Raw genomic sequence first — 23,188 nt, 5'->3', positions numbered from 1 at the left:
ATGGTTCGAAGCCATAAAGACAAGCGAAGCATCAAACTGAGACGAAACAAAGCCGGACGAAACCCTCAATACATGGCCGATATCATCGCCGCTTGACCGTTAACTTGGATTCACGGCCGTGCCCGTCGCTCAGTGTCCGCTTCACCGCATTGCGCCAGCCCTTCAGCTTTCCGGCCCGGGTCTTTTCGTCCATCGTCGGCTCGAAACGCTGATCTCTAGCCCAGGATTGGGCGAAATCCTTCTGGTTGGGCCAGACCCCTGCCCGGCTGCCGGCAAGCCAGGCGACGCCGAGTGCTGTGGTTTCCAGAATGGTCGGCCGGTCGACCGGCGCATCGAGCAGATCGGACAGGCGCTGCATCGTCCAGTCGGAAGCGACCATGCCGCCATCGACACGCAGGACGGTTTCCCTTCCGTCGCTTTTCCAGTCCTTGTGCATGGCGTCGAGCAGATCGCGCGTCTGGTAGCAGACGGCCTCGAGGGCGGCTCGGGCGAACTCGGCCGGGCCGGTGTTGCGCGTCATGCCGAATATGGCGCCGCGCGCATCCGGATCCCAATGCGGTGCACCAAGGCCGGTAAAAGCCGGTACGAGATAGACTTCCTGCGACGGATCGGCGCTTGCGGCCAGCGTACCCGTGTCGGATGCCGCCTTGATCACCTTCAGGCCGTCCCGCAGCCATTGCACGGCAGCACCGGCAACGAAGATCGACCCCTCCAGCGCATAGGTGGTTTCGCCGTCGAGACGGTAGGCAATCGTCGTCAGCAGGCGGTTTTTCGAGCGGACGATATCCTTGCCCGTATTCAAAAGCGCAAAGCAGCCGGTGCCATAGGTGGATTTCATCATGCCCGGCTGGAAGCATGCCTGGCCGATGGTGGCCGCCTGCTGGTCGCCGGCAACGCCCAGTATCGGGATTTCTGCGCCGAAGACCGAGGCATCCGTGACGCCGAAATCCGCCGCACAGTCGAGCACCTCGGGCAGCATCGCCTCGGGCACGCGCAGGATGTCGAGCAGTTCGCGATCCCAGTCATTGGTGGCGATATTGAACATTAGCGTGCGCGACGCATTGGTCGCGTCGGTGACGAAGGATTTGCCGCCGGTCAGCCGCCAGATCAGGAACGTATCGACCGTCCCAAAACACAGATCGCCCTTTGCTCCGCGCGCCCGCGCACCTTTGACGTTGGCGAGCATCCAGGAGAGTTTGGTACCGGAAAAATAGGGATCGAGCAGCAGCCCGGTCTTCTTGGTAAAGGTCTTTTCCAGCCCCTGGCGTTTCAGCTTGTCGCAATAGGAAGCGGTGCGGCGGTCCTGCCAGACGATGGCGTTGTGAATGACCTTGCCGCTGTCGCGCTCCCAGACAACGACCGTCTCGCGCTGGTTGGTGATGCCGATGGCTGATAGGTCGCTGGCCTTGATGCCGGCCTTGCTGATGGCTTCCTTGATCGCCCAGACGACCGTGTCCCAGATTTCCTCGGGATCGTGCTCGACCCAGCCGGATTTCGGAAAGTGCTGCTTGAATTCCTTCTGCCCGGACCCGGCGATTTTCTGGTCCCTGTCGAAGACGATCGCGCGGCTCGATGTCGTGCCCTGATCGATTGCGAGAACATATCCGCTCATCTTGCCCCTCCCAGCTTTTCTTTTGCCCGCACTCTCCTCAAGACCGCAAGCCATTTCAAAAACTTCAATACGATACAAAAACGAATGTCAAACGAAAACAAAACGCAAGCTAACAAGCCTTTTTAACGGGCGAAAAAGCCGGACGGTAATGGTAGAAACACAATTGTCACGGTGCCGGTTTCGGGCATAGTTTCAAGAGTCGAAATGAAAAGAAGAGACAGCATGACACAGTCCGCCGGTAGCATCCGTTTCATCCTGAACGACCGGGAGATTGCGCTGGACACACTGCAGCCGACCGCGACTCTGCTCGATTTTCTGCGGCTCGAAAAGCGGCTGACCGGCACCAAGGAAGGCTGCGCCGAAGGCGACTGTGGTGCCTGCACCGTGCTGGTTGGGCGGTTGTCAGGCGGCGAACTCATCTACGAAACCGTCAATGCGTGCATCCGCTTTACCGGCTCGCTGAACGCCACCCATGTCGTCACCGTCGAGCACCTGGCGGCAAAGGACGGAACGCTGCATCCGGTCCAGCAGGCGATGGTCGATTATCACGGCTCGCAATGCGGCTTCTGCACCCCCGGCTTCGTCATGTCGCTCTACGGCCTCTGGCTGTCGAAAGACAATCCCGGCCGCGCCGATATCGAAAAGGCGCTGCAAGGCAACCTCTGTCGGTGCACGGGCTACGAGCCGATCGTCAAGGCGGCGGAAGCCGTGGCAAAGGCGAGACCCGATGCCGTGTTCGACCCTATCGTCAAGGTCCGCGAAGACATCATTGCCAAGCTGACGGCGATCCGCTCGACTCAGACGATCCGCATGGAGAGCGGCGATGCCACACTGATCGTGCCCGGCACGGCGGCTGATCTTGCCGCTGCGCTGGCCGATCATCCGGAGGCGACCATCGTTGCCGGTTCGACCGATGTCGGGCTCTGGGTCACCAAGCAGATGCGGGAACTGAACCCGGTTATCTTCATCAATGGTCTGGAAGACCTTCAGTTCATCCGTGAGACGGAAGACGGCATCCTGATCGGCGCCGGTGTCAGCTATTCCGCCGCCTTTTCAGCCATTTCCGTCCGCTATCCCGCCTTTGGCCGCATGCTCGATCGGCTCGGCGGCGAGCAGGTGCGCAACATGGGCACGATCGGCGGCAATGTCGCCAACGGCTCGCCGATCGGCGATACCCCACCGCCCCTGATCGCGCTCGGTGCCAGCGTCAATCTGCGTTCGAAAGCCGGTGAGCGCACCGTGCCGCTCGAAGCCTATTTCATCGAATACGGCCGCCAGGACCGCAAACCCGGCGAATTCGTCGAGAGCATTTTCGTGCCGGACCTGCCGAAGGACGATCATTTCGCCGTCTACAAGATTTCCAAACGCCGCGACGAGGATATCTCCGCGCTCTGCGGCGCGTTCCGGATCGCGCTCAACAGTGACAACACCGTCGCCTCCGCCCGGATCGCCTTTGGCGGCATGGCCGGGACGCCGAAGCGGGCGTCACATGTCGAGGCGGCACTGATCGGCAAGCCCTGGACCGAAGACACCGTCAAAGCGGCGCAGGCGGCCTTCGATCTGGATTACCAGCCCCTGACCGACTGGCGCGCCACCGCCGCCTATCGGATCCTGACGGCGAAGAATTTGCTGTTGCGGTTTTTCCTGGAGACTTCGGGACAAAAGGCGGAACTGGTCCGGTTTGAGGTGACGGCATGAGTGCGGGCGGCAGCTTTCCTCTTCTCCCCAGCGGGGAGAAGTGCCGAGTGAAACGAGGCGATGAGGGGGTCTTGCGGCAAGCTCCAGTTGGCGTGGCTCCCCCTCATCCGGCCTTTCGGGCCACCTTCTCCCCGGTGGGGAGAAGAGAAAGGAGCGAAGGATCCCGCTGATGGACAACTCCACTTTCGAGCAACGCAAGACCATCGCCGGATCGATGCATTCGAACCTGCGGCATGACAGCGCCCACAAGCATGTATCGGGCACCGCCGACTATATCGACGATATTCCGGAACCTGCAGGCACGCTGCACGGCGCACTCGGGATGACCGACCGCGCCCATGCGGAGATCGTTTCCCTGGACCTGTCCGAGGTCGAGGCGACACTGGGCGTCATCTGCGTGCTGACGGCAAAGGACATGCCGCATTCCAACGATATCAGCCCCAGCCATCTCGACGATGAGCCGGTGCTGGCCGAGGGCCTGGTGCAGTTTCATGGCCAGCCGGCATTTGCCGTGATTGCCGAAACCCGTGACATCGCCCGGCGTGCTGCGCGCAAAGCAAAGATCACCTATCGCGACCTGCCGCATCACACGGACATTCTCGACGCGCTGGAAAACGGTGCGGAGGTCGTCAACAAGCCGCTGACCTTGTCGCGCGGCGATGCCGAGGCCGAACTGGAACTGTCCCCACGACGCCTTAACGGCCGGATGCGGATCGGCGGACAGGAACATTTCTATCTCGAAAGCCATATCGCCATGGCCATTCCGGGCGAGGACGACGACATCACCGTCTGGTCCTCCACCCAGCATCCAAGCGAAGTTCAACACATGGTCGGCCATGTGCTTGGCGTTCCCTCAAATGCCGTGACCGTGCAGGTCCGGCGCATGGGCGGTGGTTTCGGCGGCAAGGAGACGCAGGGCAACCAGTTTGCAGCACTGGCCGCCGTCGCCGCCAAGAAACTCAACCGCGCCGTAAAATTCCGGCCCGACCGCGACGAGGACATGACCGCGACCGGCAAGCGGCACGATTTCCTGGTCGATTACGATGTCGGCTTCGACGACGACGGCCGCATCCATGCGGTGAAGGCCAACTATGCGGCACGCTGCGGCTATTCTTCGGACCTGTCCGGCCCGGTCACCGACCGCGCCCTGTTCCATGCCGACAGCTCCTATTTCTATCCGCATGTGAAGCTGACCTCGCAGCCCCTGAAGACGCACACCGTCTCCAACACCGCCTATCGCGGTTTCGGCGGGCCGCAGGGCATGGTCGGCGGCGAGCGGATCATCGAAGAGATCGCCTACGCGCTGGGCAAGGACCCGCTCGATATCCGCAAGCTGAACTTCTATGGCGAGAAAGGCTCCGGCCGGGACCTGACGCCCTATCACCAGCAGGTGGAAGACAACATCATCCAGCGTATCGTCGCAGAACTCGAAGAGAGCGCCGATTATCAGGCGCGGCGCCAATCCATCATCGACTTCAACAGGACCAGCCGCATCATCCGCAAGGGCATTGCGCTGACGCCGGTGAAATTCGGCATCTCCTTCACCATGACCGCCTTCAACCAGGCGGGCGCGCTGGTGCATATCTATCAGGACGGATCGATCCACCTGAACCACGGCGGTACCGAAATGGGCCAGGGGCTCTATACCAAGGTAGCCCAAGTTCTGGCCGACAGTTTTCAGGTCGATATCACCAACGTAAAGATCACCGCGACCACCACCGGCAAGGTACCGAACACTTCGGCAACTGCCGCCTCCTCCGGCTCCGACCTCAACGGCATGGCCGCTCATGACGCCGCCCGGCAGATCAAGCAACGCCTCGTCGAGTTCGCCGCCGAGCGCTGGCAGACCGATGCCGCTAACGTCACCTTCGTGCCGAACCATGTGAAAATCGGCGACGAATTTGTGCCCTTCCCGGATTTCATCAAGCAGGCCTATTTCGCCCGCGTGCAACTGTCGGCGGCCGGGTTCTACAAGACGCCGAAAATCCATTGGGATCGCAATACCGGCCGTGGCACCCCGTTCTACTATTTCGCCTATGGCGCCTCCGTCTCCGAGGTCTCCATCGATACGCTGACCGGCGAATACATGGTCGACCGGGTCGATGTGCTGCACGATGTCGGCAAGTCGCTCAATCCGGCGATCGATATCGGCCAGGTCGAAGGCGCCTTCGTGCAGGGCATGGGCTGGCTGACGACCGAGGAATTGTGGTGGGATGAAAAGGGCCGTCTGCGCACCCACGCGCCATCGACCTACAAGATCCCGCTCGCCTCCGACCGGCCAAAGATCTTCAACGTCAAGCTGGCGGAATGGGCCGAGAATGCCGAAATGACCATCGGCCGCTCCAAGGCGGTCGGGGAACCCCCCTTCATGCTGCCGATCTCGGTGCTGGAAGCCCTGTCGATGGCCGTTGCCAGCGTCGCCGATTATCGAGAGTGCCCACGGCTCGACACGCCGGCAACGCCGGAACGCGTCCTGATGGCCGTCGAGCGCCTGCGGACCAGACAAGCGTAAAGAGCCATTGAAATGAACTTTGCAGTCGACAGCCTCGACGCGTTCCTTGAACGCGAATACAAACTGATCATCGTCGAGATCAAACAGACCTTCGGTTCGACGCCGCGCGAAGCCGGCACCTTCATGCTGGTGTCGCCGACCGATGCGCATGGGACGATCGGCGGCGGCCAGATGGAACATATGGCCATCGACAACGCCCGCGCGCTTCTGGCCGGCGTCAGCGACCAGGTCGAGATGGACATTCCGCTTGGCCCCGATATCGGCCAATGCTGCGGCGGCCGCATCGTCCTGACGTTTAGCATCTGCGATGACGCGACGCGCGCAGCACTCGATCTGAAACTCAAGGAAAGGCTGAAAGCCTTGCCGGAAGTCTGGCTGTTCGGCGCCGGCCATGTCGGCCGGGCGCTGGCCGATGCGCTGCTGCTTTTGCCGCTGAAGACCTATGCGGTGGAAACGCGAAAGAGCGAACTCGACCTGATGTCGGCCGGTGCCAGCCATCGGCTGGTCGCCATGCCGGAAGCGATCGTTAAGGATATTGCGCCCGGCTCCGCCGTCGTCATCTCGACGCATGACCATGCGCTCGATTTCCTGATTGCCAGGGAGGCGCTCGCCCGCAACGATCTGGCCTATGTCGGCATGATCGGCTCGAAGACCAAGCGCGCGACATTTGCAAGCTGGGCAAAGCAGGAAGGTCTGGGCGACGATGCGACCGGCAGGCTGGTTCTGCCGATCGGCGGCAAGACCGTCAGCGACAAGCGCCCTGCGGTGATTGCCGCCATGACCGCAGCCGAGATCCTTGGCGCACTCAACGCGCAGTAACGTTTATGGGCGCGCGGCACGCGCGCGGATCAACGCATGCGCGGCCTCGCCCGCCGTTTCCATATAGGATGGATCGCGGTGCAACAGGACGACGGCAAAGGAACCATCCAGCAACAGGATCGTCTGCCGGGCGAGCATTCGGGCCTGCGCGCCCAGCTCCGCTGCCTCGAAGACACTGTGCAACCAGTCCTCGACCCGCCGCTTGTGGGCAGCACCGATCTTCATCGCCGGATGGCCGGGCATGTTGGCAAGTTCTGCCGACGTTCTCAGAAACCCGCAGCCCTTCCAGCGCGGATGCCGCGCCGATATCGCCAGATTGAAAAAGACACCCCGCACCTTCTCGGCGACATCGCCTTGCGTTTCCGCAAACCATCGCTTGAACAAATTAAGGTTGGGCTGATCGCGCATGTCGAGATAGGCGGCGATCAGATCGTCCTTGCTGTCGAAATGGTAGTAGAGCGTGCGCTTGGTGATGCCTGCCTTTTCCGCCACCGCATCGACGCTGACGGCGCGGATGCCCTCGCTGTAGAACAGCTTTGACGCGGCAGAAACGATACGGTCGCGGGTGGGAAGTGCCGATGTTGCCATGCCCTAATGTATACCGACCAGTGAATATACACAAGCAATGCTCTCGCCTACGGTATCCCCATCGAAACCGCTGGAGAGAGACCATGCTGGAGATGGAAGGAAGGCCCATCGGGATTGTCTGCCGGGATGGTGTGCGTCTTGGCGGCCATCTCTGGGCAGGCATGGGCAACAGTGCGTTCGGCAGCGTCGTCATCAATCCGGCAACCGGCGTTTTGGCGCGCTACTATCATCCCTATGCCCGGTTTCTTGCCGGTCACGGCTTCACCGTTCTGACCTATGACTATCGCGGCATCGGTCAGTCCCGGCCCGGCGCGCTGCGCGGCTGCAACTATCGCTGGGCCGACTGGGGCGAACAGGATTTCGCCGCAGCCCTTGGCTTTCTCCATGAACATGCTCCGGATGGCCCAAGGCTCGTGGTCGGCCACAGTATCGGTGGATTCCTGCCCGGTTTTGCCCGCAATGCACCGCTGATCGACCGCATGCTCACGATCGGTGCCCAATATGCCTATTGGCGGGATTACGCCCCTGCCCGGCGCCTGCGCCTTCTGCTGAAATGGCATGTGGCAATGCCAATGCTTACGGCGCTATGCGGATATTTTCCCGGAAAGGCACTCGGCTGGCTGGAGGATCTTCCGGCTGGGGTGGCGACAGACTGGAGTTTTTTCCGGTCACGGATGGAACTCAGCCATCCCTGCGACGACCGGCCCGATATCTTGCGGCGTTTCGCCGCTGTCACCGCCGGCATTCTGGCGATTGGCGTCACGGATGACGAGATCGGAACCCCGCAAGCCATTCGCCGCGCGCTGCAATATTACCGGAATGCCGAGCCCGTCGAAGTCGCCTTGTCCCCCGCCGAGCTCGGCCTGGATCGCATCGGCCATTTCAGCCTCTTCCACACACGCCATGCCGCCGGTTTCTGGCTGGATAGCCTGCTCTGGCTGCGCGACGGCATCAATCCCTGGCCGGGAAAACCGTTCGGCAAAGAGGTTGAGACCAACAAGGACGCCTCCTTCACCAGCCGTTGTTATATTCCCGCCAAGGGCCTGATGTGACGGGGACAAGCCCGCACAAGGCCCTTCCAACTCTTCGAGAGAAACAATGCCCTACGTTCTGATCATCCACGAAGTCGCCGATTATCCTGTCTGGAAAGGCATTTTCGACGCCGCCGCCGGGATTCGCCGCGATGCCGGTGAAATCGCCTATCAAGTGCTGAAATACGACACCGATCCCAATCGGATCGTTCACTATTCGCTCTGGCGCTCGCTGGATGCGGCGAGAGCTTTTTTCGAGTCGGAGCGGCTTATCGAAATCCGCGCCCAGGCCGGCGTCAAGGCGCCGGAATTTATCTATCTGGAACAATTGGAACGCGGCGTGCTGGACGCATCCCGCTAAAATCATGCCGCCAGAATATCCGGTATGTTCCGGCGAACGGCTTTTATCGCGTCAGATCCGCTTCCTCGCGCGGGTCGCGCCCGTCCAGAAAACCCAGGTCTCTCTTCATGTATTCGGACATGACTTCGAGATCGAGCGGCGGATATTTGGGTTCCAGTCCGCGCAACAGCCCGGCCAGCCAAAAACCCCAACCGGCCTTGCGTGTCTGGGGTATTGGTTGATATCTTTCAATTGCTTGGCAATCCATGACGGCACCTGTTGTTTTCCTGAATGTGATTGCAGCATGCGCGCGAACGTGCTCCAATTCCAATCGAACAACCGTCTGCATGCATCAAGAGAACTTATCCATGAAAATGTCGAAACAGTTTCCATTGAATGCGCTTCGCGTGTTTGAAGCGGCGGCAAGGCTGGGCAGCTTCACCAAGGCGGGCGCTGAATTGGGCATGACCCAGACGGCGGTCAGCTACCAGATCAAGCTGATCGAGGAGAATGTCGGCGAGCCGCTGTTCCTGCGGCGGCCCCGCCAGATCGTGCTGACCGACGTCGGCCAGCAGCTCGCGCCGCGCGTCAGCGAAGCCTTCGAGATGCTGCAGGAAGCAGTTTCCTCGGCCCGTGGCGACATCAACACCGCTCTCCAGATCAACTCGACACCGACCTTCGCCTCTCAGTGGCTTGCCCGTAATATCGGCAGCTTCCAGCTCGCCCATCCGAACATCGCCGTGCGGCTCAGCACCACCGAAAAGTTGATCGATCTCATCGCTGAGTCCAGCGATATCGCCATTCGCGCCGGTGTTGGCGTCTGGCCTGGGCTCGACAGCCATCCGTTGATGCGTAGCGAGTTCACGCCGATGCTCAGCCCGGCCCTTGCCGAAACGGTCGGCGGTATTCACGAGCCGCGCGATCTGTTGAAACTGAGGATCATCGATGCTGCCGACCCCTGGTGGCGGATTTGGTTTACCGCCGCCGGCGTCAGCGATCCGGATCTCGAGGGCCGGCCGACCAGCCGGCTCGGGGCGCAGAGCTTTGAGGCACGCGCGGCTGTCGCAAGCCAGGGCGTCGCCATCCTGACCCCCGACTTCTATGCGGATGACGTTGCGCTCGGCAGGCTTTACCAACCCTTCGAACTGCGCTGCAATGATGGCCGCGACTACTGGCTGGCGTATCCGCATGCCCGCCGCAACACGCCGAAAATCCGCGCCTTCCGCGACTGGATTCTGGGGGAACTCAATCCAGAAACCAGCGGCGTCGCCAAATAGCACGTGACGATCACGTCGCCCCCTTCCCCCACCGTGGATTTTTGCGCAAGGTGCGCAGACGAAGCATGAAAAGGGGACCTCAATGTACGAATTCGCCATCGCCTGGGAATGGCTGGCTTTTGCCGTTCGCTGGCTGCATGTGATCACGGCGATCGCCTGGATCGGCTCGTCCTTCTATTTCATCGCGCTCGATCTCGGCCTGGTGAAGCGTGATCATCTGCCCGTTGGTGCCTATGGCGAGGAATGGCAGGTGCATGGCGGCGGCTTCTATCACATCCAGAAATACCTGGTCGCACCCGCGACCATGCCTGAGCACCTGACCTGGTTCAAATGGGAAAGCTATGCCACCTGGCTGTCCGGCTTTGCCATGCTCTGTCTGGTCTATTATGGCGGTGCCGATCTCTTCCTGATCGACCGGCATGTGCTGGATATCTCCTCGACCACGGCGATTGCCATCTCGATCGGCTCGCTTGCCATCGGCTGGATCTTCTACGACCTCCTGTGCAAATCACCGCTCGGCAAGAACACCTGGACGCTGATGGGCATTCTCTATGTCGCGCTCGTCGTCATGGCCTGGGGCTATACGCAAGTCTTCACCGGCCGCGCCGCCTTCCTGCATCTCGGCGCGTTTACCGCGACGATCATGTCGGCCAACGTTTTCTTCATCATCATGCCGAACCAGCGCGTCGTCGTCGCCGATCTGATCGCCGGGCGCACGCCGGACCCGAAATACGGCGTTATCGCCAAGCAGCGTTCGCTGCACAACAACTATCTGACCTTGCCCGTCATCTTCTTCATGCTGTCCAACCACTATCCGCTGGCCTTCGCCACCGCCTATAACTGGGTAATTGCAGCGCTGGTCTTCCTGATGGGCGTCACCATCCGGCACTGGTTCAACACCACCCATGCCAGAAAAGGACGTCCGACCTGGACCTGGATCGTCACCCTGATCATTTTCATCGTCATCATCTGGCTTTCCACCGTGCCGAAAGTGCTGACCGGCGAGGACAAGGCCGAGGTCTCGCCCGCCTTCCAGCAATTTGCCGCCAACGCGCATTTCCCGGCCGTCAAAGACGCGATTTCGACGCGCTGTTCGATGTGCCATTCCGCCGAGCCGGTCTATGAAGGCATCAACCGGCCGCCGAAGGGCGTCGTGCTGGAAAACGACGCGGAGATTGCTTCCCACGCCCGCGAAATCTATATCCAGGCCGGGCGCAGCCATGCGATGCCGCCCGGCAATATCACCGACATGACCAGTGACGAACGCAAGCTTTTGACCGCATGGTTCGAAAGCGCGGTTTCGGAAGGCAAGACAGAATGACCGCTACCCTCATTCGTGGACGCACGCTGAGCTTCAGCCGTGCTCCCTTGAGCATCGACGATACCGGCGCTTATACCTATGAGGCCGACGGCGCGCTGCTGGTCGAGAATGGTCTGATCCTGGCGAGCGGCAGCTATGATGCCGTCAAGGCACAGGCAGCCGAAGACGTCATTGAAATCGACCACCGTCCGCATCTGATCCTGCCCGGCTTCATCGACACCCACCTGCATTTCCCGCAGATGCAGGTGATCGGCTCCTATGCCGCCAATCTGCTGGAATGGCTGAACACCTATACGTTTCCAGAGGAATGCCGCTTCGTCGAGACAGCGCACGCGGAGCGCATCGCCGGAAAGTTCTTCGACGAAATGGTCCGCCACGGCACGACGACTGCGGTTGCCTATTGCTCGGTGCACAAGGCCTCGGCCGACGCCTTTTTCGCTGAAGCGCTGAACCGCAACATGCGCATGATCGCCGGGAAGGTGATGATGGACCGCAACGCGCCGCAGGGCCTGCTCGATACGCCTCAGATGGGCTATGACGAAACTCGCGCCGTCATCGAACAATGGCACGGCAAGGGCCGCAACCACGTCGCCATTACCCCGCGTTTTGCCATCACCTCGACGCCGGAACAGATGTCGGCTGCGGAAGCCTTGGTGCGCGAGTTTCCCAATCTGCACGTGCAGACGCATCTTTCGGAAAACCGCGACGAGATCGATTTCACCTGCGCGCTCTATCCGGACGCCATCGACTATACCGATGTCTATGCCCGCTACGGCCTGCTTGGGCCAAAGACCCTGTTCGGTCACGCGATCCACCTGTCCGACCGCGAAATGGATGCGATGAGCGAAACCGGCTCGATCGCCGTGCACTGCCCGACCTCCAACCTCTTCCTCGGCTCCGGCCTGTTTCCGCTCCGGCAGTTGATGACCAGAGAAAAGCCGGTGCGCGTTTCCTTCGCCACCGATATCGGCGGCGGCACCAGCTATTCGATGCTGCGCACCATGGACGAAGCCTACAAGATCCAGCAATTGCTGGGCGAGCGGCTGAACCCGCTGGAAAGCTGTTATTTCATGACACTGGGCAACGCTCAGGCGCTGTCACTGGAAGACCGAATCGGCACGCTCGCCCCCGGCACCGATGCCGATTTCATCGTGCTGAACATGGCGGCGACCCCGGCCATGGCACTGAAGGCGGAGGTGGTGACCTCACTCGCCGACGAACTTTTCCTGCTGCAGACTATGGGGGATGACCGGGCGATCGTCGAAACCTATGTGGCGGGTGCAGCGGCAAAGGCGGGGCTGGCCGGCGCGGTTTTTTAGCCACGCCGAAGGGGTTGATTGTGACAGTACCATGACAAACAGTGCGGCGGAAACGGTTCAGTAGCAGTGAGAAGGAATTGGTATGAGCGAGAAGAAAAAGCGGATTTACCGTGCGTTGGTCGATGGGGCGACGGAGGGACTTTCGGACAAGGGGCTGTTTGAATTCGTGCAGAAGCGGGTGCCGAAAGTGTCAAGCAAGAATATCGTCAGAGCCTCCCTTCTCGCCCTGAGCGATCCTGACATCAAGGACGGCACCATTCTTCACACGATTTACGCGCTGGCGATCAAACATCGTTTGGATGGCGGCCATGCAGACGACGATGAGGACATAGCGACTCCGATTGCCGAAGTGGCGGCGACAGACACGCCGCCAAAAGCGAAGCGATCGAAAGCCAAAAACAAACAGGATACGCAGCCAAGCGCCTGATAGGAGCGAGTGGCGACAATTCCGGCCGGAAAATCGCCGCTGCTTTGATCAAGTCAAAAGCCGCTACTCTACACCTTCCAGGCCGTCACCGTCTGCGGCCTCACCTCTGCCTCGCCCAGAATGACCTTGCCCGTTGCCGGACTTGACCAGACCTCCGTCCCGTAATTGAACGCAAAGATCACGCCGCCGCGTCTGCGCAGCCGGATATGATCGGGGAGCGCCAGCGTTTCGACACCGGCTTTCGCCGCCAGATGGCTCAGCGTCTGCTGGAGCAGGCTCTCGTCCGGCCAGCAGGCGAGATAGTGGTGTCCGCCCTTGGCCGTCAGCGCCGGATCGCCATTGGCAAAATGCGCAAGTACGTCGCCATCCGTCTCGACATATTCCCGCCAGCGGATGGCGGCACCCGAGACGCTTCCAGACACGCTATCATCAAGCCCCGGACGCAGCGACGAAACCTGCGTGACGCGAACGCCCGTCAGCGCGGCAAGCGGACCCGGCGGCAGGTTCTCCGGAATGGCGAATTGGCGGGTGCGCGAGCCAGAACGCGGACCATAGAGCACGATTCCGTCAGCCGCGCTGAAGGCATCGAGCGCCGCCTCCGAGACGATCGCCAGCGAGGGCACAAGCACCAGCCTGTAGCCGTCAAGCGGCGCTCCCGGCGGCACGAAATCCACGTTGAGGCCGAGCTTGCGCACCGCCTCGTACCAGCGGAAGACCAGTTCGTGATAGTGGAAGTCCCGGCCCTGCGGCTGGATCACGGTCGCCCAATAGGTTTCGTAATCATAGACGATCGCCACATTCGCCTGTTCGGTTGACGGCAGTTCGCCTATCTCGACGATCTCGCGGCCGGTGACCTCCGCTTCGCGACCGCCGACGGACAGTTCGTCCGATCCGGGCAGGTTGAGCCCCGCGTGCATCTGCTCCTGCGCAAACGGTGCCTGGCGCCAGCGGAAGTAACTGACGACTTCGGCACCATGCGCCAAAGCCTCCCAGGTCCAGAGCCGCACCATGCCGGGCTTCGGCACCGGGTTCCACGGCGCCCAGTTCACCGGCCCGGGCTGCTGCTCCATGACCCAGAAACGGCCGCGGCCGACGCCGCGATAGAGGTCGTGATGGAACGGTGCGATATCGGGATGCGACGTCTCGGCCCAGCGGTTCTTTTCCTCCTGACTGAACGGAAATTTTTCGACAAAGCCGATCGGATAGCTGTCCCAGGAGGCGATATCGAGGTTTTCACCGACCTTCCAATGGTCGAAATCATTGACGAAGCCCATGAAGTTGTGGGTGATCCAGCGGCCCGGCGAATGCTTGCGGATGATCTCGCACTGCATCTTGTCATAGGCCGCAACCTGCTGTGACTGAAAGCGCCAGAAATCAAGCCTTGCCGATGGATTGGTCTCCGTGACCGTCAGGTTCGGCAGCACGACATCGTCAAAGCTGTTGACCTCCATCGACCAGAAGACATTGCCCCAGGCCTCGTTCAACTGGTCGGTCGACTGGTAGCGGAGCCTCAGCCAGCGGCGGAATGCCTTCAGGTCTTCCGGTCCCCAGGATTGCGTCGTGTCGTGGCAGCCATATTCATTGTCGGTTTGCCAGCCATCCAGCGCCGCATGGTCGCCATAACGCTTGGCGAGAATCTCGACGATGCGCGCGCTTTCGCGCCACCAGACTTCGGAGGAAAACGTATAATGCCGGCGCGAGCCGAAGCCGCGCACGTGACCCTGCTGATCCACCGGGGCGATATCGGGATGTTCATCCATCAACCATTTCGGCGGCGTCGCCGTCGGCGTGCCGAGCACGACTTTCAGACCTGCAGCACCCAAGGTATCCATCGCCCTGTCGAGCCAGGCAAAGTCGAATTCTCCGCGCTTCGGCTCCAGCCGCGACCAGGCGAACTCCCCGATCCGCACGAAGGAAATCCCAAGCTCCCGCATCCGGCGGGCATCCTTTGCCCACCATGCCTCTGGCCAATGTTCCGGATAATAGCAAACGCCCAGCATTACTTCGTCAAATCCCCGTTGATGATGGCGACGCCATTTGCGTCGAAGAGGTGGCAGGCTTTCGGTGGAATGCCGATGCGGAAATCCGCGCCCGGTTTTGCGGTGGCAAGGCCATCGGCCTTGACGGCGATATCGTGTCCGTCGGCAATGCTGACATAGAACATGGTCTCGGAGCCGAGATATTCAGCGAGCCTGAGCTTTGCCGGCAGGATGGCGCCGTCTTTCGCATCGGCATCGATATGCTCAGGGCGAATGCCGAGCGTCACCGGCTGACCCTCGCCAACCTTCGCATTACCGGCAGGCAGCAGGACATCGACGCCGCCCGGCAAAGTCACGCGGATATGGTCACCTGCCGGGGCGGCCGTTGCCCGCAAAAAATTCATCTTCGGCGAACCGATGAAGCCGGCGACGAAAAGGTTCTTCGGCCGGTGATAAAGCTCCAGCGGCGAGCCGATCTGCTCGATCGAACCGGCGCTCAAGACGACGATCTTGTCGGCCATTGTCATGGCTTCCACCTGATCGTGGGTGACGTAGATCATCGTCGCCTTCAAATCCTGATGCAGCGTGCTGATCTCGGTGCGCATCTGCACGCGCAGCGCTGCGTCAAGGTTGGACAACGGCTCGTCGAACAGGAAGACCTCCGGATTGCGCACGATGGCGCGGCCGATGGCGACGCGCTGACGCTGGCCGCCGGAAAGCTGCGATGGCTTGCGGGCCAGCAGCGGTTCGAGCTGCAGCATCTTTGCCGCATGCTTGGTGCGCTTGTCGATCTCGGCCTTGTCGTGGCCGGTCATGCGCAGGCCAAAGCCAATATTGTCGGCGACGGTCATATGCGGATAAAGCGCATAGGACTGGAAGACCATGGCGACGCCGCGCTCGGAGGGGCCGACATGGGTCATGTCATTGCCGCCGATCTTGAGTTCGCCGGAAGAAATATCTTCCAGCCCGGCGATCATGCGCAGCAGCGTGGACTTGCCGCAGCCGGACGGGCCGACGAAGACACAGAACTCGCCATCGGCGATGGTGAGGTCCACACCCTTGATGACGCTGACGGCGCCGAACTGTTTCTTGACATTGTGGAGCGTGACATCAGCCATTGGCCTTGCCTCCCGAAATGAAGTGAATGGTGGAAAAGCAGGCGGCGATCATCCCTTGGTCGCTCCCAGCGTCAGGCCGGCGATGAAGTGCTTCTGCATCAGAAAGAACATCAGCACCGGCGGCATGGCGGCGACGATGGAGCCGGCCGAAACCAGATGCCACGCGGCGATCCATTGGCCGTTGAGCGAGTAGAGCCCGGCCGTTACCGGCATGGCGTGCTGTCCCTGCACCAGCACCGTCGCCCAGAAATAGTCGTTCCAGATGAAGGTGAAGACCAGTACCGAGAGGGCGGCAATGGCGGGCCTCATCAGCGGCAGCACGATATAGCGGAAGATCCGCCACTCGCTGACGCCCTCGACACGGGCGGATTCGATCAGCGCGAACGGCAGCGACTTGATGAAATTGCGCATGAACAGGGTGCAGAAACCGGTCTGGAAGGCGACATGGAAAAGCACGAGGCCGGAGATGCTGTCGTAAAGCCCCGCCTTCAGCGTCATGTCGCGCACCGGCACCATCAAGATCTGGAACGGAATGAAATTGCCGGCGACGAACAGGAAGAAGACGATCAAATTTGCGCGGAACTTGTAGACCGCCAGCGCGAAGCCGGAGAGACAGGCGAGGCCGACAGCGCCGATCACCGTTGGTATCGTCACTTTGAAGGAGTTCAGAATATACCAGCCAATCGGCGAATCCCGGAACACAGCGGTGTAGTTTTCGAAGCCGGCAAAGCGCGAGGGGATACCGAAATAGTTGCCGGCGGCGAGATCTCCGGACGGGCGGATCGAGGTAATGGCAACACCGATCAGCGGCAAGAGCCAGACGATCAGTGCGATCGGCAGGATGACCGTATAGGCGTGGCGCACCCAGGGAGCGGCCTTCTGGACAGGAGTGGGAAACATCAGGCGTTCCTTTCCTGCATCAGCATGCGCACGATAAACAGCGTGATGAAGACCATCATGATCATGAACAGAACGACCGCAATCGCCGCCCCATACCCCATGCGATAGCCGTATTCCGACAGCGCCTGCTCGTACATGTAGAAGGACAGAACCCGGCTCGATCCATAGGGTCCGCCGTCAGTCATGATCGACACCAGGTCGAAGGAGCGCAGCGCGCCGATGACGGTGACGACGATGGCAATGAAGGTGGCGGGGCCGAGCTGCGGCAAGACGATGTTCCACAGCAGCGACCAGCCCCTGGCGCCGTCCATACGGGCGGCTTCCACCTGTTCCGGATTGATATTGTTGAGGCCTGTCAGGTAGAGGATCATGCAATAGGCGATCTGCGGCCAAAGACCAGCTGCGATGATGCCCAGCGTCACGTAGCGCTCGTCGGCAAGGATCGCGATGTTTTCGCCGCTCACCGCCTTGATCAGCGCCGAGAGCAAACCGAAATCCGGCGCGTAGAACCAGGTGAAGATCAGTCCGACGACGACCTGGCTGATGACGAAGGGAAAGAAGAACAGCGACTTGTAAAGCCGGATGCCGGTGACCGTCTGGTTGAGGAACAACGCAACGGCAAGACCGGCGGGGACCGCCAACAGGTAGAGCACCAGCCAGAGAATGTTGTTCTTCAGCGACGTGTAGAACGCCTCATCATCGAGCAACTCGGCATAATTGGCCATGCCGATCCAGGTTTTGGCGCCCATCCCGTCCCAGTCGTAGAAACTGATCCAGATGGATTCGAAGATGGGGATGATCACATAGATCGAAAACATGATCATTCCGGGCGCCAGAAACATCCAGGGCGCGAGGCGCTGCTGGTTGCGCTTCCAGTAACTCGATGTCGCGGGAACGGTGCTGCTCATCGCGGCCCCTTTTTGATATCTATGAAATTGTGCGAAAGATGCCTGTTGCTCGGACTACTCTTCCCCCTTGTGGGGAGGGTTGGGGCGGGGCTTTCTTCTGTTTAAGACAAAAGAACCCCTCCCCGTCGCTCCGCTCCGACCCTCCCCACAAGGGGGAGGGTTATTCCGAGACCGCCGCTACTTATAAATCCGGCCGCGTGCCTTTTCGAGGCGCGCAAGGATGGCGTCGAGATTGTCCGGCTTGACCATGAACTGCTGAAAGCCTTCCATGCCGACCTTGGCCATTTCCGCCGGAGCGTCGCGGTCATAGAACTGGGCGAGCGCATAGGCATTCGCCAGCATCTCGAAACCGGCCTTCAGGAAAGGATCGTTCGACTTGGCCGACTGGTTGTTGACCGGAAGCTGGCCGAGCACCTCGTTCATCTTGGTCTGCGCCTCGGGCGTTGCCAGGTAGGCGAGGAACTTGCGGGCGTCTTCCTTGTTCTTCGCACCCGACGGGATGTGGAAGGATTCGGTCGGCGCATCTTCGGCCATCGGAATGCCGGCGGTAATTTCCGGGAACTGCAGGAAGCCGATCTGGTCTTCCTTCAATCCGCCATCCACCATCGCGGCAACGGCGAAATTGCCCATCAGATACATCGGTGCCTTGCCCTGCACGAACTGCGGAATGGCATCCTGCCAGTCGATCGCGGCATGGTTTTCGAGGAAGTAGCCCGGCTTGACCAGTTCGCCCCATTTCTCGAAGACGGCCTTCACCTTCGGATCGGTGTAGGGAACCTTGCCGGCGGTGAGATCCATGTGGAATTCGTAACCGTTGACGCGCAGGTCGAGATAGTCGAACCAGCCGCCGGTCGGCCACAGGGCCTTTGTACCGATTGCAAACGGCGTCATGCCGGCTGCCTTGATCTTTTCGCAGGCGGCAATCAGCTCAGCCCAGGTCTTTGGCGGGGTGATGCCCTGCTCGGCGAAGATGTCTTTGCGGTAGTAGATGCCCCACTGATAGTAGGAATAGGGAATTCCCCATTTCTTGCCGTCGATTTCCATCGACTTGACTGCCGATTTCAGCTGATCGTCCAGCTTGTTTTCGGTCCAGAGGTCGGTGACATCTTCAAACAGGCCAGCCTTGACGAATGGGGCCATGCGGTTGCCCGAATACCAGGACACGACGTCCGGTGCGTCCGCCGTCAGGAAGTTTCGGATCGCCGACTTGTAGCCTTCATGGTCGAAATTGTTCCATTTGACCGTGACGTCCGGATGGGCAGCCTTGAACCCTTCGATCAGCGTTTCCATCGCCTTTTTCGGCGCCGGATCGGTCTGATCGGAATTGACGACGAGTTCGCCTGCAAAAGCTGTCGAGACGGTCAGTGCATAGCCGAGCGCGAGCGCGGCTTTAAAAGAATTCATGATATCCTCCCAAGGATCAGCGTGTGGTGCCGTTGCGTCCCGCAGGTCGTCTTGTTCCTCTCTCCCGCATGAACGTCTTGACCTTGCGGCCGAAACCCGCAATCTACTTCCGACATTTCAGCATAGACTTCCGGTTTCCTAACATCAGCAGGATATGAAATGACCCGCCGTCCGAAACTCGTGAACAGGCTCGGGGCGACCCCCGTCCATCCGGAGCGCGATCCGGCCCATCCGCTGGTGGTGTTTGGCGATCACCGGTTCTGCGCGGGCGACAACATCAACGTGCGGCGCATGGAAGGCCCGCACATGCACAGCCAGATCGAACTCAACTTCGTGCTCGAAGGCGAAATGACCTACTGGTTCGACGGGCGTGAATTGAGCGTTTCGGAAGGACGGCTCTGCCTGTTCTGGGGAATGATCCCGCATCAGGTGACGGATATCAAGGAACCGACGCGGTTCATCTGCCTCTATGTGCCCATGTCGGTTTTCCTGGCGCTTCCAAGCCTCAGCCGTTTTCGCGATGCCGTCTTTCGCGGCGCGATGATCGAGGCGCTCGATATCCGGCCTTATGACCGCGACGTCTTCATGCGCTGGCGCGAGGAGCTGCTCTCCGGTGACGACGAACTGGAGCAGATCGTCCGCGAGGAGCTCGGCGCGCGCGTGCGCCGTCTTGACCGCGAGGGCTGGCGCGATCTGCGCGAACAGGGGTCGGCCATCGCCTCCTTCGAACACCACGACGCCGACCGCATGTTCCATGTCGAGCGGATGATGCGCTTCATCACCGAACATGCGCTTGAAAACATATCGGCAGAAGATGTGGGCCGCGATGTCGGGTTACACCCGAACTACGCCATGGGCATCTTCAAGCGCACGGTCGGCATGACCATCAACCAGTCGATCGTCCGCCACCGCCTCGACACGGCACAATCGCTGCTGATCTCCACCGACCTGCCGATCACGTCTATCGCCTTCGAGGCCGGTTTCGGCTCACTCTCCCGCTTTTATGAAGCCTTCCATGACCGGTTCGGCACCAAACCCGGCACGTTCCGACGCCGTCTTGCAAAGCCGCCCAGAGCGCGCGAGGTCCATGCGACGGTAAACGGACAGATCGCCGGCGAGAACTGAGCACCATAAAAGAGGTAAAAATATTTTACCTCTTGGCGATTCCATACTTAACAATGGTTCTGGAAACATGGTATTGGCGGGCCATCTCTTGAGCTGGAAACCTGCGCCATGTCCAAAATCCTCGAAATCAGCGACCTGAAGGCACTCGCCAAGCGCCGCGTGCCGAAGATGTTCTTCGACTACGCCGATAGCGGCGCCTGGACGGAGGGCACCTACCGCGCCAATGAGGAGGATTTCCGCAACATCAAGCTGCGTCAGAGGGTGCTAGTCGATATGACCAACCGCTCGCTGGAAAGCACGATGATCGGTCAGAAGGTGTCGATGCCGGTGGCGCTTTCTCCGACCGGGCTGACCGGCATGCAGCATGCCGATGGCGAGATGCTGGCGGCAAAGGCAGCCGAGGAATTCGGCGTTCCCTTCACGCTGTCGACCATGAGCATCTGCTCGATCGAGGATGTCGCGTCGGTGACGACAAAGCCCTTCTGGTTCCAGCTCTATGTCATGCGCGACCGGGAATTCGTCAAGAACCTGATCGACCGCGCCAAGGCGGCCAAATGCTCGGCACTGGTACTGACGCTGGACCTGCAGATCCTCGGCCAGCGCCACAAGGACCTGCGCAACGGCCTGTCCGCACCGCCAAAATTCACGCCAAAACATATCTGGCAGATGGCCACCCGGCCGCTGTGGTGCATGCAGATGCTGCAAACGAAGCGCCGCAGCTTCGGCAACATTGTCGGCCACGCCAAGAACGTCTCCGATCTCTCTTCCCTCTCCTCCTGGACCGCCGAACAGTTCGATCCGCAGCTGTCCTGGGAAAATGTCGAGGAGATCAGGAAGATGTGGGGCGGTCCGCTGATCCTGAAAGGCATTCTCGATGTCGAGGACGCCAAGATGGCGGCGCGCACTGGCGCTGACGCGATCATTGTCTCCAATCACGGCGGCCGCCAGCTCGACGGCGCACCCTCGTCGATCAGCATGCTGCCGAAGATCGTCGATGCCGTCAGCCACCAGATCGAGGTTCATGTCGATGGCGGCATCCGCTCCGGCCAGGACGTGCTGAAGGCCGTGGCGCTCGGCGCCAAGGGAACCTATATCGGCCGCCCGTTCCTCTACGGCCTCGGCGCCGGCGGCAAGGCCGGCGTGACGACGGCACTCGATATCATCCGCAAGGAACTCGACATCACCATGGCGCTCTGCGGCAAAAGGGATATCCGCGATATCAACCGGGATGTGATTGCGGAGTGATGACTGACTAGGCTGCAGTGACCGTCAAGTTGACGCCCAGCGCCTTGACGACACCAAGGAGTGTCGAAAGCTTGGGATCGCCGTCTGCGCTCAAAGCCTTGTAGAGAGCCTCTCTTGTGACACCCGCGTCCTTCGCGACTTTTGTCATGCCCCTCGCACGAGCGACGACACCGAGGGCGGCAGCGATATAGGCTGTGTCGCCTGTTTCAAAGGCATCGTTGAGAAGCTCGGCATGGGCTTCCGGTGTATCGAGATACTGCGCCGCATCAAACGGCAATGTTTCAATGATCATGATCCATGTCCAAATTGCCTGCGATTGCCTTGGCTCGCTTGATATCCTTGCTTTGTGTCGACGTATCACCGCCACAGAGCAGGATAACCACGACACTACCGCGATGAATGAAATAGACGCGATAACCCGGGCCTTGATCGACACGAAGCTCGCCAATCCCGTCGAAAAACTTTGCATCTCCGAAAAGGCCAGCCTGTAAACGCACAACACGTTGAGCAATGCGTGTCTTTGCGCGCGCGTCCTTCAGCTTTTCAAGCCAATCCCGGAAAATCGCAGTCTGGCGAACTTCCATTCTTCATCCCCAGAATACAGTGAAAACCGTGAACTGCAATTCACAAATACGGGATACTGTGGAACGCCAATCCCGCTCAACTCCCCCGATAGGTCGAATAACTGAAGGGCGAAAGTAAGAGCGGCACATGGTAATGGCTGCCCGCGTCGGCAATGCCGAAGCGCAACGGGATAAGATCGAGAAAGGCTGGCTCTGCCAAGGCGGCGCCAGTCGCGCGCAGATAATCGCCCGCATGGAACAGCAGCTCGTAAGTTCCGGCGGTAAAGGCTTCGCCCTCGAGCATCGGGCCATCGACGCGGCCGTCGCTGTTGGTCTCGACGGTGCGCAGAAGACGGCGCCCCTCGCCCTCAATCAGGAAAAGATCGATCCTCAAACCCTTGGCCGGCTTGCCCAGCGCGGTATCGAGGACGTGGGTGGTCAGGCGGCCGGACGTGTTCATGAAAACCTCGTGCGTCAGAAGGGATTGGCGATGACGAAGGGTTCGTCGTAGGAAACCTCTTCCAGATTGTTGCCCGGGCCGTCGCGATCGACAACCAGGAAATCGCTGACCGCGCCGACCGCCATCAACGGATGATGCCAGACATTGCGGCCATAATTGACGCCCTGTGCGCCGGTTGCCAAAAAGACGCGCGGCAATCCCGGTTTTCCGCCCTCATCGGGCGCAACGACTGCAAGCCAGGAACCACCACCGATCGGCGAAAAGCTCTGCGAGCCCAGTGGATGGCGTTCCATCATCGTCACCGAATAGGGAAAGCTGCGCGGCTGGCCGCGAAAGATGTTGATGATGACGCGGGCATCTTCGCCGCTCACATCGGCGCGGCCGAGCGCATGAAACCGCTCGGTGGAGCCACCGTTGATCAGCCGCATGGTTTCCGGATCAGGCTCGATAACAGTGCCGAATGGCGCGAATGCCGCCTGCGTCAGCGGCTCGATCGTCAGGAACTGTGGCATCAGATCGTCAGTCCCGCCGTGAAATGGCAT

Annotated in this window: 23 protein-coding genes; 11 read left to right on the top strand and 12 right to left on the bottom strand. The window is 60.4% G+C overall.

The annotated features are described in order from the left end of the window. Positions 1-82: 82 nt before the first annotated feature. The gene (glpK, locus tag ACP7BS_RS15525) at positions 83-1,612 is read right to left on the bottom strand and encodes a glycerol kinase GlpK (RefSeq protein ID WP_426238824.1); all 1,530 of its coding nucleotides are present in this window, start codon (positions 1,610-1,612) and stop codon (positions 83-85) included. 222 nt (positions 1,613-1,834) lie between these two features. Here glpK and xdhA point away from each other — a divergent pair, with 222 nt between their 5' ends. From xdhA to xdhC, 3 genes are all read left to right on the top strand, one after another. Next, entirely contained in the window at positions 1,835-3,310 is a 1,476-nt protein-coding gene (xdhA, locus tag ACP7BS_RS15520; protein ID WP_426238823.1) for a xanthine dehydrogenase small subunit, read from the top strand. Between the two features lie 169 nt (positions 3,311-3,479). Then, a complete protein-coding gene (gene xdhB / locus ACP7BS_RS15515; protein WP_426238822.1) occupies positions 3,480-5,822 on the top strand; it encodes a xanthine dehydrogenase molybdopterin binding subunit in 2,343 nt (780 codons plus the stop codon). Between the two features lie 12 nt (positions 5,823-5,834). Beyond that, positions 5,835-6,641 (top strand): xanthine dehydrogenase accessory protein XdhC, encoded by an 807-nt coding sequence (xdhC, locus tag ACP7BS_RS15510; protein ID WP_426238821.1) that lies wholly within the window; start codon positions 5,835-5,837, stop codon positions 6,639-6,641. A gap of 3 nt (positions 6,642-6,644) precedes the next feature. Here the strand turns inward: xdhC and ACP7BS_RS15505 are convergent, their stop codons facing one another. Next, complete coding sequence (locus ACP7BS_RS15505) at positions 6,645-7,229, bottom strand: TetR/AcrR family transcriptional regulator (protein WP_426238820.1); 585 nt, start codon at positions 7,227-7,229, stop codon at positions 6,645-6,647. A gap of 83 nt (positions 7,230-7,312) precedes the next feature. Between ACP7BS_RS15505 and ACP7BS_RS15500 the strand changes: the two genes are divergently transcribed. After that, positions 7,313-8,281 (top strand): alpha/beta fold hydrolase, encoded by a 969-nt coding sequence (locus tag ACP7BS_RS15500; protein ID WP_426238819.1) that lies wholly within the window; start codon positions 7,313-7,315, stop codon positions 8,279-8,281. Between the two features lie 46 nt (positions 8,282-8,327). Continuing rightward, positions 8,328-8,621 carry a putative quinol monooxygenase gene (locus tag ACP7BS_RS15495; protein ID WP_426238818.1) on the top strand — a complete coding sequence of 98 codons (294 nt, stop codon included), beginning with the start codon at positions 8,328-8,330 and terminating at the stop codon, positions 8,619-8,621. Between the two features lie 43 nt (positions 8,622-8,664). Here ACP7BS_RS15495 and ACP7BS_RS15490 read toward each other — a convergent pair whose 3' ends face one another. Continuing rightward, a complete protein-coding gene (locus tag ACP7BS_RS15490) occupies positions 8,665-8,949 on the bottom strand; it encodes a hypothetical protein (protein ID WP_426238817.1) in 285 nt (94 codons plus the stop codon). 19 nt (positions 8,950-8,968) lie between these two features. Here ACP7BS_RS15490 and ACP7BS_RS15485 point away from each other — a divergent pair, with 19 nt between their 5' ends. The 4 genes from ACP7BS_RS15485 (at position 8,969) to ACP7BS_RS15470 (ending at position 12,944) form a co-directional block, all read left to right on the top strand. Continuing rightward, positions 8,969-9,877, top strand: coding sequence for a LysR substrate-binding domain-containing protein (locus ACP7BS_RS15485; RefSeq protein ID WP_426238816.1), 909 nt, complete (start codon positions 8,969-8,971; stop codon positions 9,875-9,877). 82 nt (positions 9,878-9,959) lie between these two features. After that, positions 9,960-11,198 carry a urate hydroxylase PuuD gene (gene puuD, locus ACP7BS_RS15480; protein WP_426238815.1) on the top strand — a complete coding sequence of 413 codons (1,239 nt, stop codon included), beginning with the start codon at positions 9,960-9,962 and terminating at the stop codon, positions 11,196-11,198. After that, positions 11,195-12,517 (top strand): guanine deaminase, encoded by a 1,323-nt coding sequence (gene guaD / locus ACP7BS_RS15475; RefSeq protein WP_426238814.1) that lies wholly within the window; start codon positions 11,195-11,197, stop codon positions 12,515-12,517. Before puuD ends, guaD begins: the two co-directional genes overlap by 4 nt. 82 nt (positions 12,518-12,599) lie before the next feature. Then, positions 12,600-12,944 carry a hypothetical protein gene (locus ACP7BS_RS15470; RefSeq protein ID WP_426238813.1) on the top strand — a complete coding sequence of 115 codons (345 nt, stop codon included), beginning with the start codon at positions 12,600-12,602 and terminating at the stop codon, positions 12,942-12,944. 68 nt (positions 12,945-13,012) lie between these two features. Here the strand turns inward: ACP7BS_RS15470 and ACP7BS_RS15465 are convergent, their stop codons facing one another. The 5 genes from ACP7BS_RS15465 to ACP7BS_RS15445 form a co-directional block, all read right to left on the bottom strand. Beyond that, entirely contained in the window at positions 13,013-14,944 is a 1,932-nt protein-coding gene (locus ACP7BS_RS15465; RefSeq protein WP_426238812.1) for a beta-galactosidase, read from the bottom strand. Continuing rightward, the gene (locus tag ACP7BS_RS15460) at positions 14,944-16,041 is read right to left on the bottom strand and encodes an ABC transporter ATP-binding protein (RefSeq protein ID WP_426238811.1); all 1,098 of its coding nucleotides are present in this window, start codon (positions 16,039-16,041) and stop codon (positions 14,944-14,946) included. The genes ACP7BS_RS15465 and ACP7BS_RS15460 overlap by 1 nt, the downstream gene beginning before the upstream one ends. A 48-nt stretch (positions 16,042-16,089) precedes the next feature. Continuing rightward, the gene (locus ACP7BS_RS15455; protein WP_426238810.1) at positions 16,090-16,941 is read right to left on the bottom strand and encodes a carbohydrate ABC transporter permease; all 852 of its coding nucleotides are present in this window, start codon (positions 16,939-16,941) and stop codon (positions 16,090-16,092) included. Beyond that, positions 16,941-17,849 carry a carbohydrate ABC transporter permease gene (locus ACP7BS_RS15450; protein ID WP_426238809.1) on the bottom strand — a complete coding sequence of 303 codons (909 nt, stop codon included), beginning with the start codon at positions 17,847-17,849 and terminating at the stop codon, positions 16,941-16,943. The genes ACP7BS_RS15455 and ACP7BS_RS15450 overlap by 1 nt, the downstream gene beginning before the upstream one ends. Positions 17,850-18,026: 177 nt before the next feature. Then, positions 18,027-19,253 carry an extracellular solute-binding protein gene (locus ACP7BS_RS15445; RefSeq protein ID WP_426238808.1) on the bottom strand — a complete coding sequence of 409 codons (1,227 nt, stop codon included), beginning with the start codon at positions 19,251-19,253 and terminating at the stop codon, positions 18,027-18,029. Positions 19,254-19,412: 159 nt separating this feature from the next. On the opposite strand from ACP7BS_RS15445, the gene ACP7BS_RS15440 reads away from it, so the two are divergent. Then, positions 19,413-20,378 carry a helix-turn-helix domain-containing protein gene (locus ACP7BS_RS15440; RefSeq protein ID WP_426227063.1) on the top strand — a complete coding sequence of 322 codons (966 nt, stop codon included), beginning with the start codon at positions 19,413-19,415 and terminating at the stop codon, positions 20,376-20,378. A gap of 108 nt (positions 20,379-20,486) precedes the next feature. After that, positions 20,487-21,623: an alpha-hydroxy acid oxidase gene (locus tag ACP7BS_RS15435; RefSeq protein ID WP_426238807.1), complete on the top strand. Its 1,137-nt coding sequence runs from the start codon at positions 20,487-20,489 to the stop codon at positions 21,621-21,623. Positions 21,624-21,630: 7 nt separating this feature from the next. Here ACP7BS_RS15435 and ACP7BS_RS15430 read toward each other — a convergent pair whose 3' ends face one another. The 4 genes from ACP7BS_RS15430 to ACP7BS_RS15415 all read right to left on the bottom strand — a co-directional run bounded on the left by ACP7BS_RS15430 (position 21,631) and on the right by ACP7BS_RS15415 (position 23,158). Then, a complete protein-coding gene (locus ACP7BS_RS15430; RefSeq protein WP_426238806.1) occupies positions 21,631-21,915 on the bottom strand; it encodes an addiction module antidote protein in 285 nt (94 codons plus the stop codon). Further along, the gene (locus ACP7BS_RS15425; RefSeq protein ID WP_426238805.1) at positions 21,905-22,207 is read right to left on the bottom strand and encodes a type II toxin-antitoxin system RelE/ParE family toxin; all 303 of its coding nucleotides are present in this window, start codon (positions 22,205-22,207) and stop codon (positions 21,905-21,907) included. The genes ACP7BS_RS15430 and ACP7BS_RS15425 overlap by 11 nt, the downstream gene beginning before the upstream one ends. 76 nt (positions 22,208-22,283) lie before the next feature. Beyond that, positions 22,284-22,646 (bottom strand): hydroxyisourate hydrolase, encoded by a 363-nt coding sequence (uraH, locus tag ACP7BS_RS15420; RefSeq protein ID WP_426238804.1) that lies wholly within the window; start codon positions 22,644-22,646, stop codon positions 22,284-22,286. A gap of 14 nt (positions 22,647-22,660) precedes the next feature. Further along, complete coding sequence (locus ACP7BS_RS15415; RefSeq protein WP_426238834.1) at positions 22,661-23,158, bottom strand: ureidoglycolate lyase; 498 nt, start codon at positions 23,156-23,158, stop codon at positions 22,661-22,663. Positions 23,159-23,188: the final 30 nt, after the last annotated feature.

This window comes from Pararhizobium sp. DWP1-1-3, from assembly GCF_049896125.1.
GTDB lineage: Bacteria > Pseudomonadota > Alphaproteobacteria > Rhizobiales > Rhizobiaceae > Pararhizobium.
Note: the sequence above shows the minus strand (reverse complement) of the source record. Positions and strands in the feature narration are given on the sequence as shown.

What these genes read in the sequence shown, in the direction of transcription:
- uraH (WP_426238804.1), bottom strand. Translation starts at nt 22,646, where the DNA reads ATGAACACGTCCGGCCGCCTGACCACCCACGTCCTCGATACCGCGCTG.
- ACP7BS_RS15465 (WP_426238812.1), bottom strand. Translation starts at nt 14,944, where the DNA reads ATGCTGGGCGTTTGCTATTATCCGGAACATTGGCCAGAGGCATGGTGG.
- glpK (WP_426238824.1), bottom strand. Translation starts at nt 1,612, where the DNA reads ATGAGCGGATATGTTCTCGCAATCGATCAGGGCACGACATCGAGCCGC.
- ACP7BS_RS15455 (WP_426238810.1), bottom strand. Translation starts at nt 16,941, where the DNA reads ATGTTTCCCACTCCTGTCCAGAAGGCCGCTCCCTGGGTGCGCCACGCC.
- ACP7BS_RS15440 (WP_426227063.1), top strand. Translation starts at nt 19,413, where the DNA reads ATGACCCGCCGTCCGAAACTCGTGAACAGGCTCGGGGCGACCCCCGTC.
- guaD (WP_426238814.1), top strand. Translation starts at nt 11,195, where the DNA reads ATGACCGCTACCCTCATTCGTGGACGCACGCTGAGCTTCAGCCGTGCT.
- ACP7BS_RS15490 (WP_426238817.1), bottom strand. Translation starts at nt 8,949, where the DNA reads ATGCAGACGGTTGTTCGATTGGAATTGGAGCACGTTCGCGCGCATGCT.
- ACP7BS_RS15460 (WP_426238811.1), bottom strand. Translation starts at nt 16,041, where the DNA reads ATGGCTGATGTCACGCTCCACAATGTCAAGAAACAGTTCGGCGCCGTC.
- ACP7BS_RS15505 (WP_426238820.1), bottom strand. Translation starts at nt 7,229, where the DNA reads ATGGCAACATCGGCACTTCCCACCCGCGACCGTATCGTTTCTGCCGCG.
- ACP7BS_RS15425 (WP_426238805.1), bottom strand. Translation starts at nt 22,207, where the DNA reads ATGGAAGTTCGCCAGACTGCGATTTTCCGGGATTGGCTTGAAAAGCTG.
- xdhB (WP_426238822.1), top strand. Translation starts at nt 3,480, where the DNA reads ATGGACAACTCCACTTTCGAGCAACGCAAGACCATCGCCGGATCGATG.
- xdhC (WP_426238821.1), top strand. Translation starts at nt 5,835, where the DNA reads ATGAACTTTGCAGTCGACAGCCTCGACGCGTTCCTTGAACGCGAATAC.
- ACP7BS_RS15430 (WP_426238806.1), bottom strand. Translation starts at nt 21,915, where the DNA reads ATGATCATTGAAACATTGCCGTTTGATGCGGCGCAGTATCTCGATACA.
- ACP7BS_RS15435 (WP_426238807.1), top strand. Translation starts at nt 20,487, where the DNA reads ATGTCCAAAATCCTCGAAATCAGCGACCTGAAGGCACTCGCCAAGCGC.
- ACP7BS_RS15495 (WP_426238818.1), top strand. Translation starts at nt 8,328, where the DNA reads ATGCCCTACGTTCTGATCATCCACGAAGTCGCCGATTATCCTGTCTGG.
- ACP7BS_RS15450 (WP_426238809.1), bottom strand. Translation starts at nt 17,849, where the DNA reads ATGAGCAGCACCGTTCCCGCGACATCGAGTTACTGGAAGCGCAACCAG.
- ACP7BS_RS15445 (WP_426238808.1), bottom strand. Translation starts at nt 19,253, where the DNA reads ATGAATTCTTTTAAAGCCGCGCTCGCGCTCGGCTATGCACTGACCGTC.
- ACP7BS_RS15500 (WP_426238819.1), top strand. Translation starts at nt 7,313, where the DNA reads ATGCTGGAGATGGAAGGAAGGCCCATCGGGATTGTCTGCCGGGATGGT.
- puuD (WP_426238815.1), top strand. Translation starts at nt 9,960, where the DNA reads ATGTACGAATTCGCCATCGCCTGGGAATGGCTGGCTTTTGCCGTTCGC.
- ACP7BS_RS15415 (WP_426238834.1), bottom strand. Translation starts at nt 23,158, where the DNA reads ATGCCACAGTTCCTGACGATCGAGCCGCTGACGCAGGCGGCATTCGCG.
- ACP7BS_RS15470 (WP_426238813.1), top strand. Translation starts at nt 12,600, where the DNA reads ATGAGCGAGAAGAAAAAGCGGATTTACCGTGCGTTGGTCGATGGGGCG.
- ACP7BS_RS15485 (WP_426238816.1), top strand. Translation starts at nt 8,969, where the DNA reads ATGAAAATGTCGAAACAGTTTCCATTGAATGCGCTTCGCGTGTTTGAA.
- xdhA (WP_426238823.1), top strand. Translation starts at nt 1,835, where the DNA reads ATGACACAGTCCGCCGGTAGCATCCGTTTCATCCTGAACGACCGGGAG.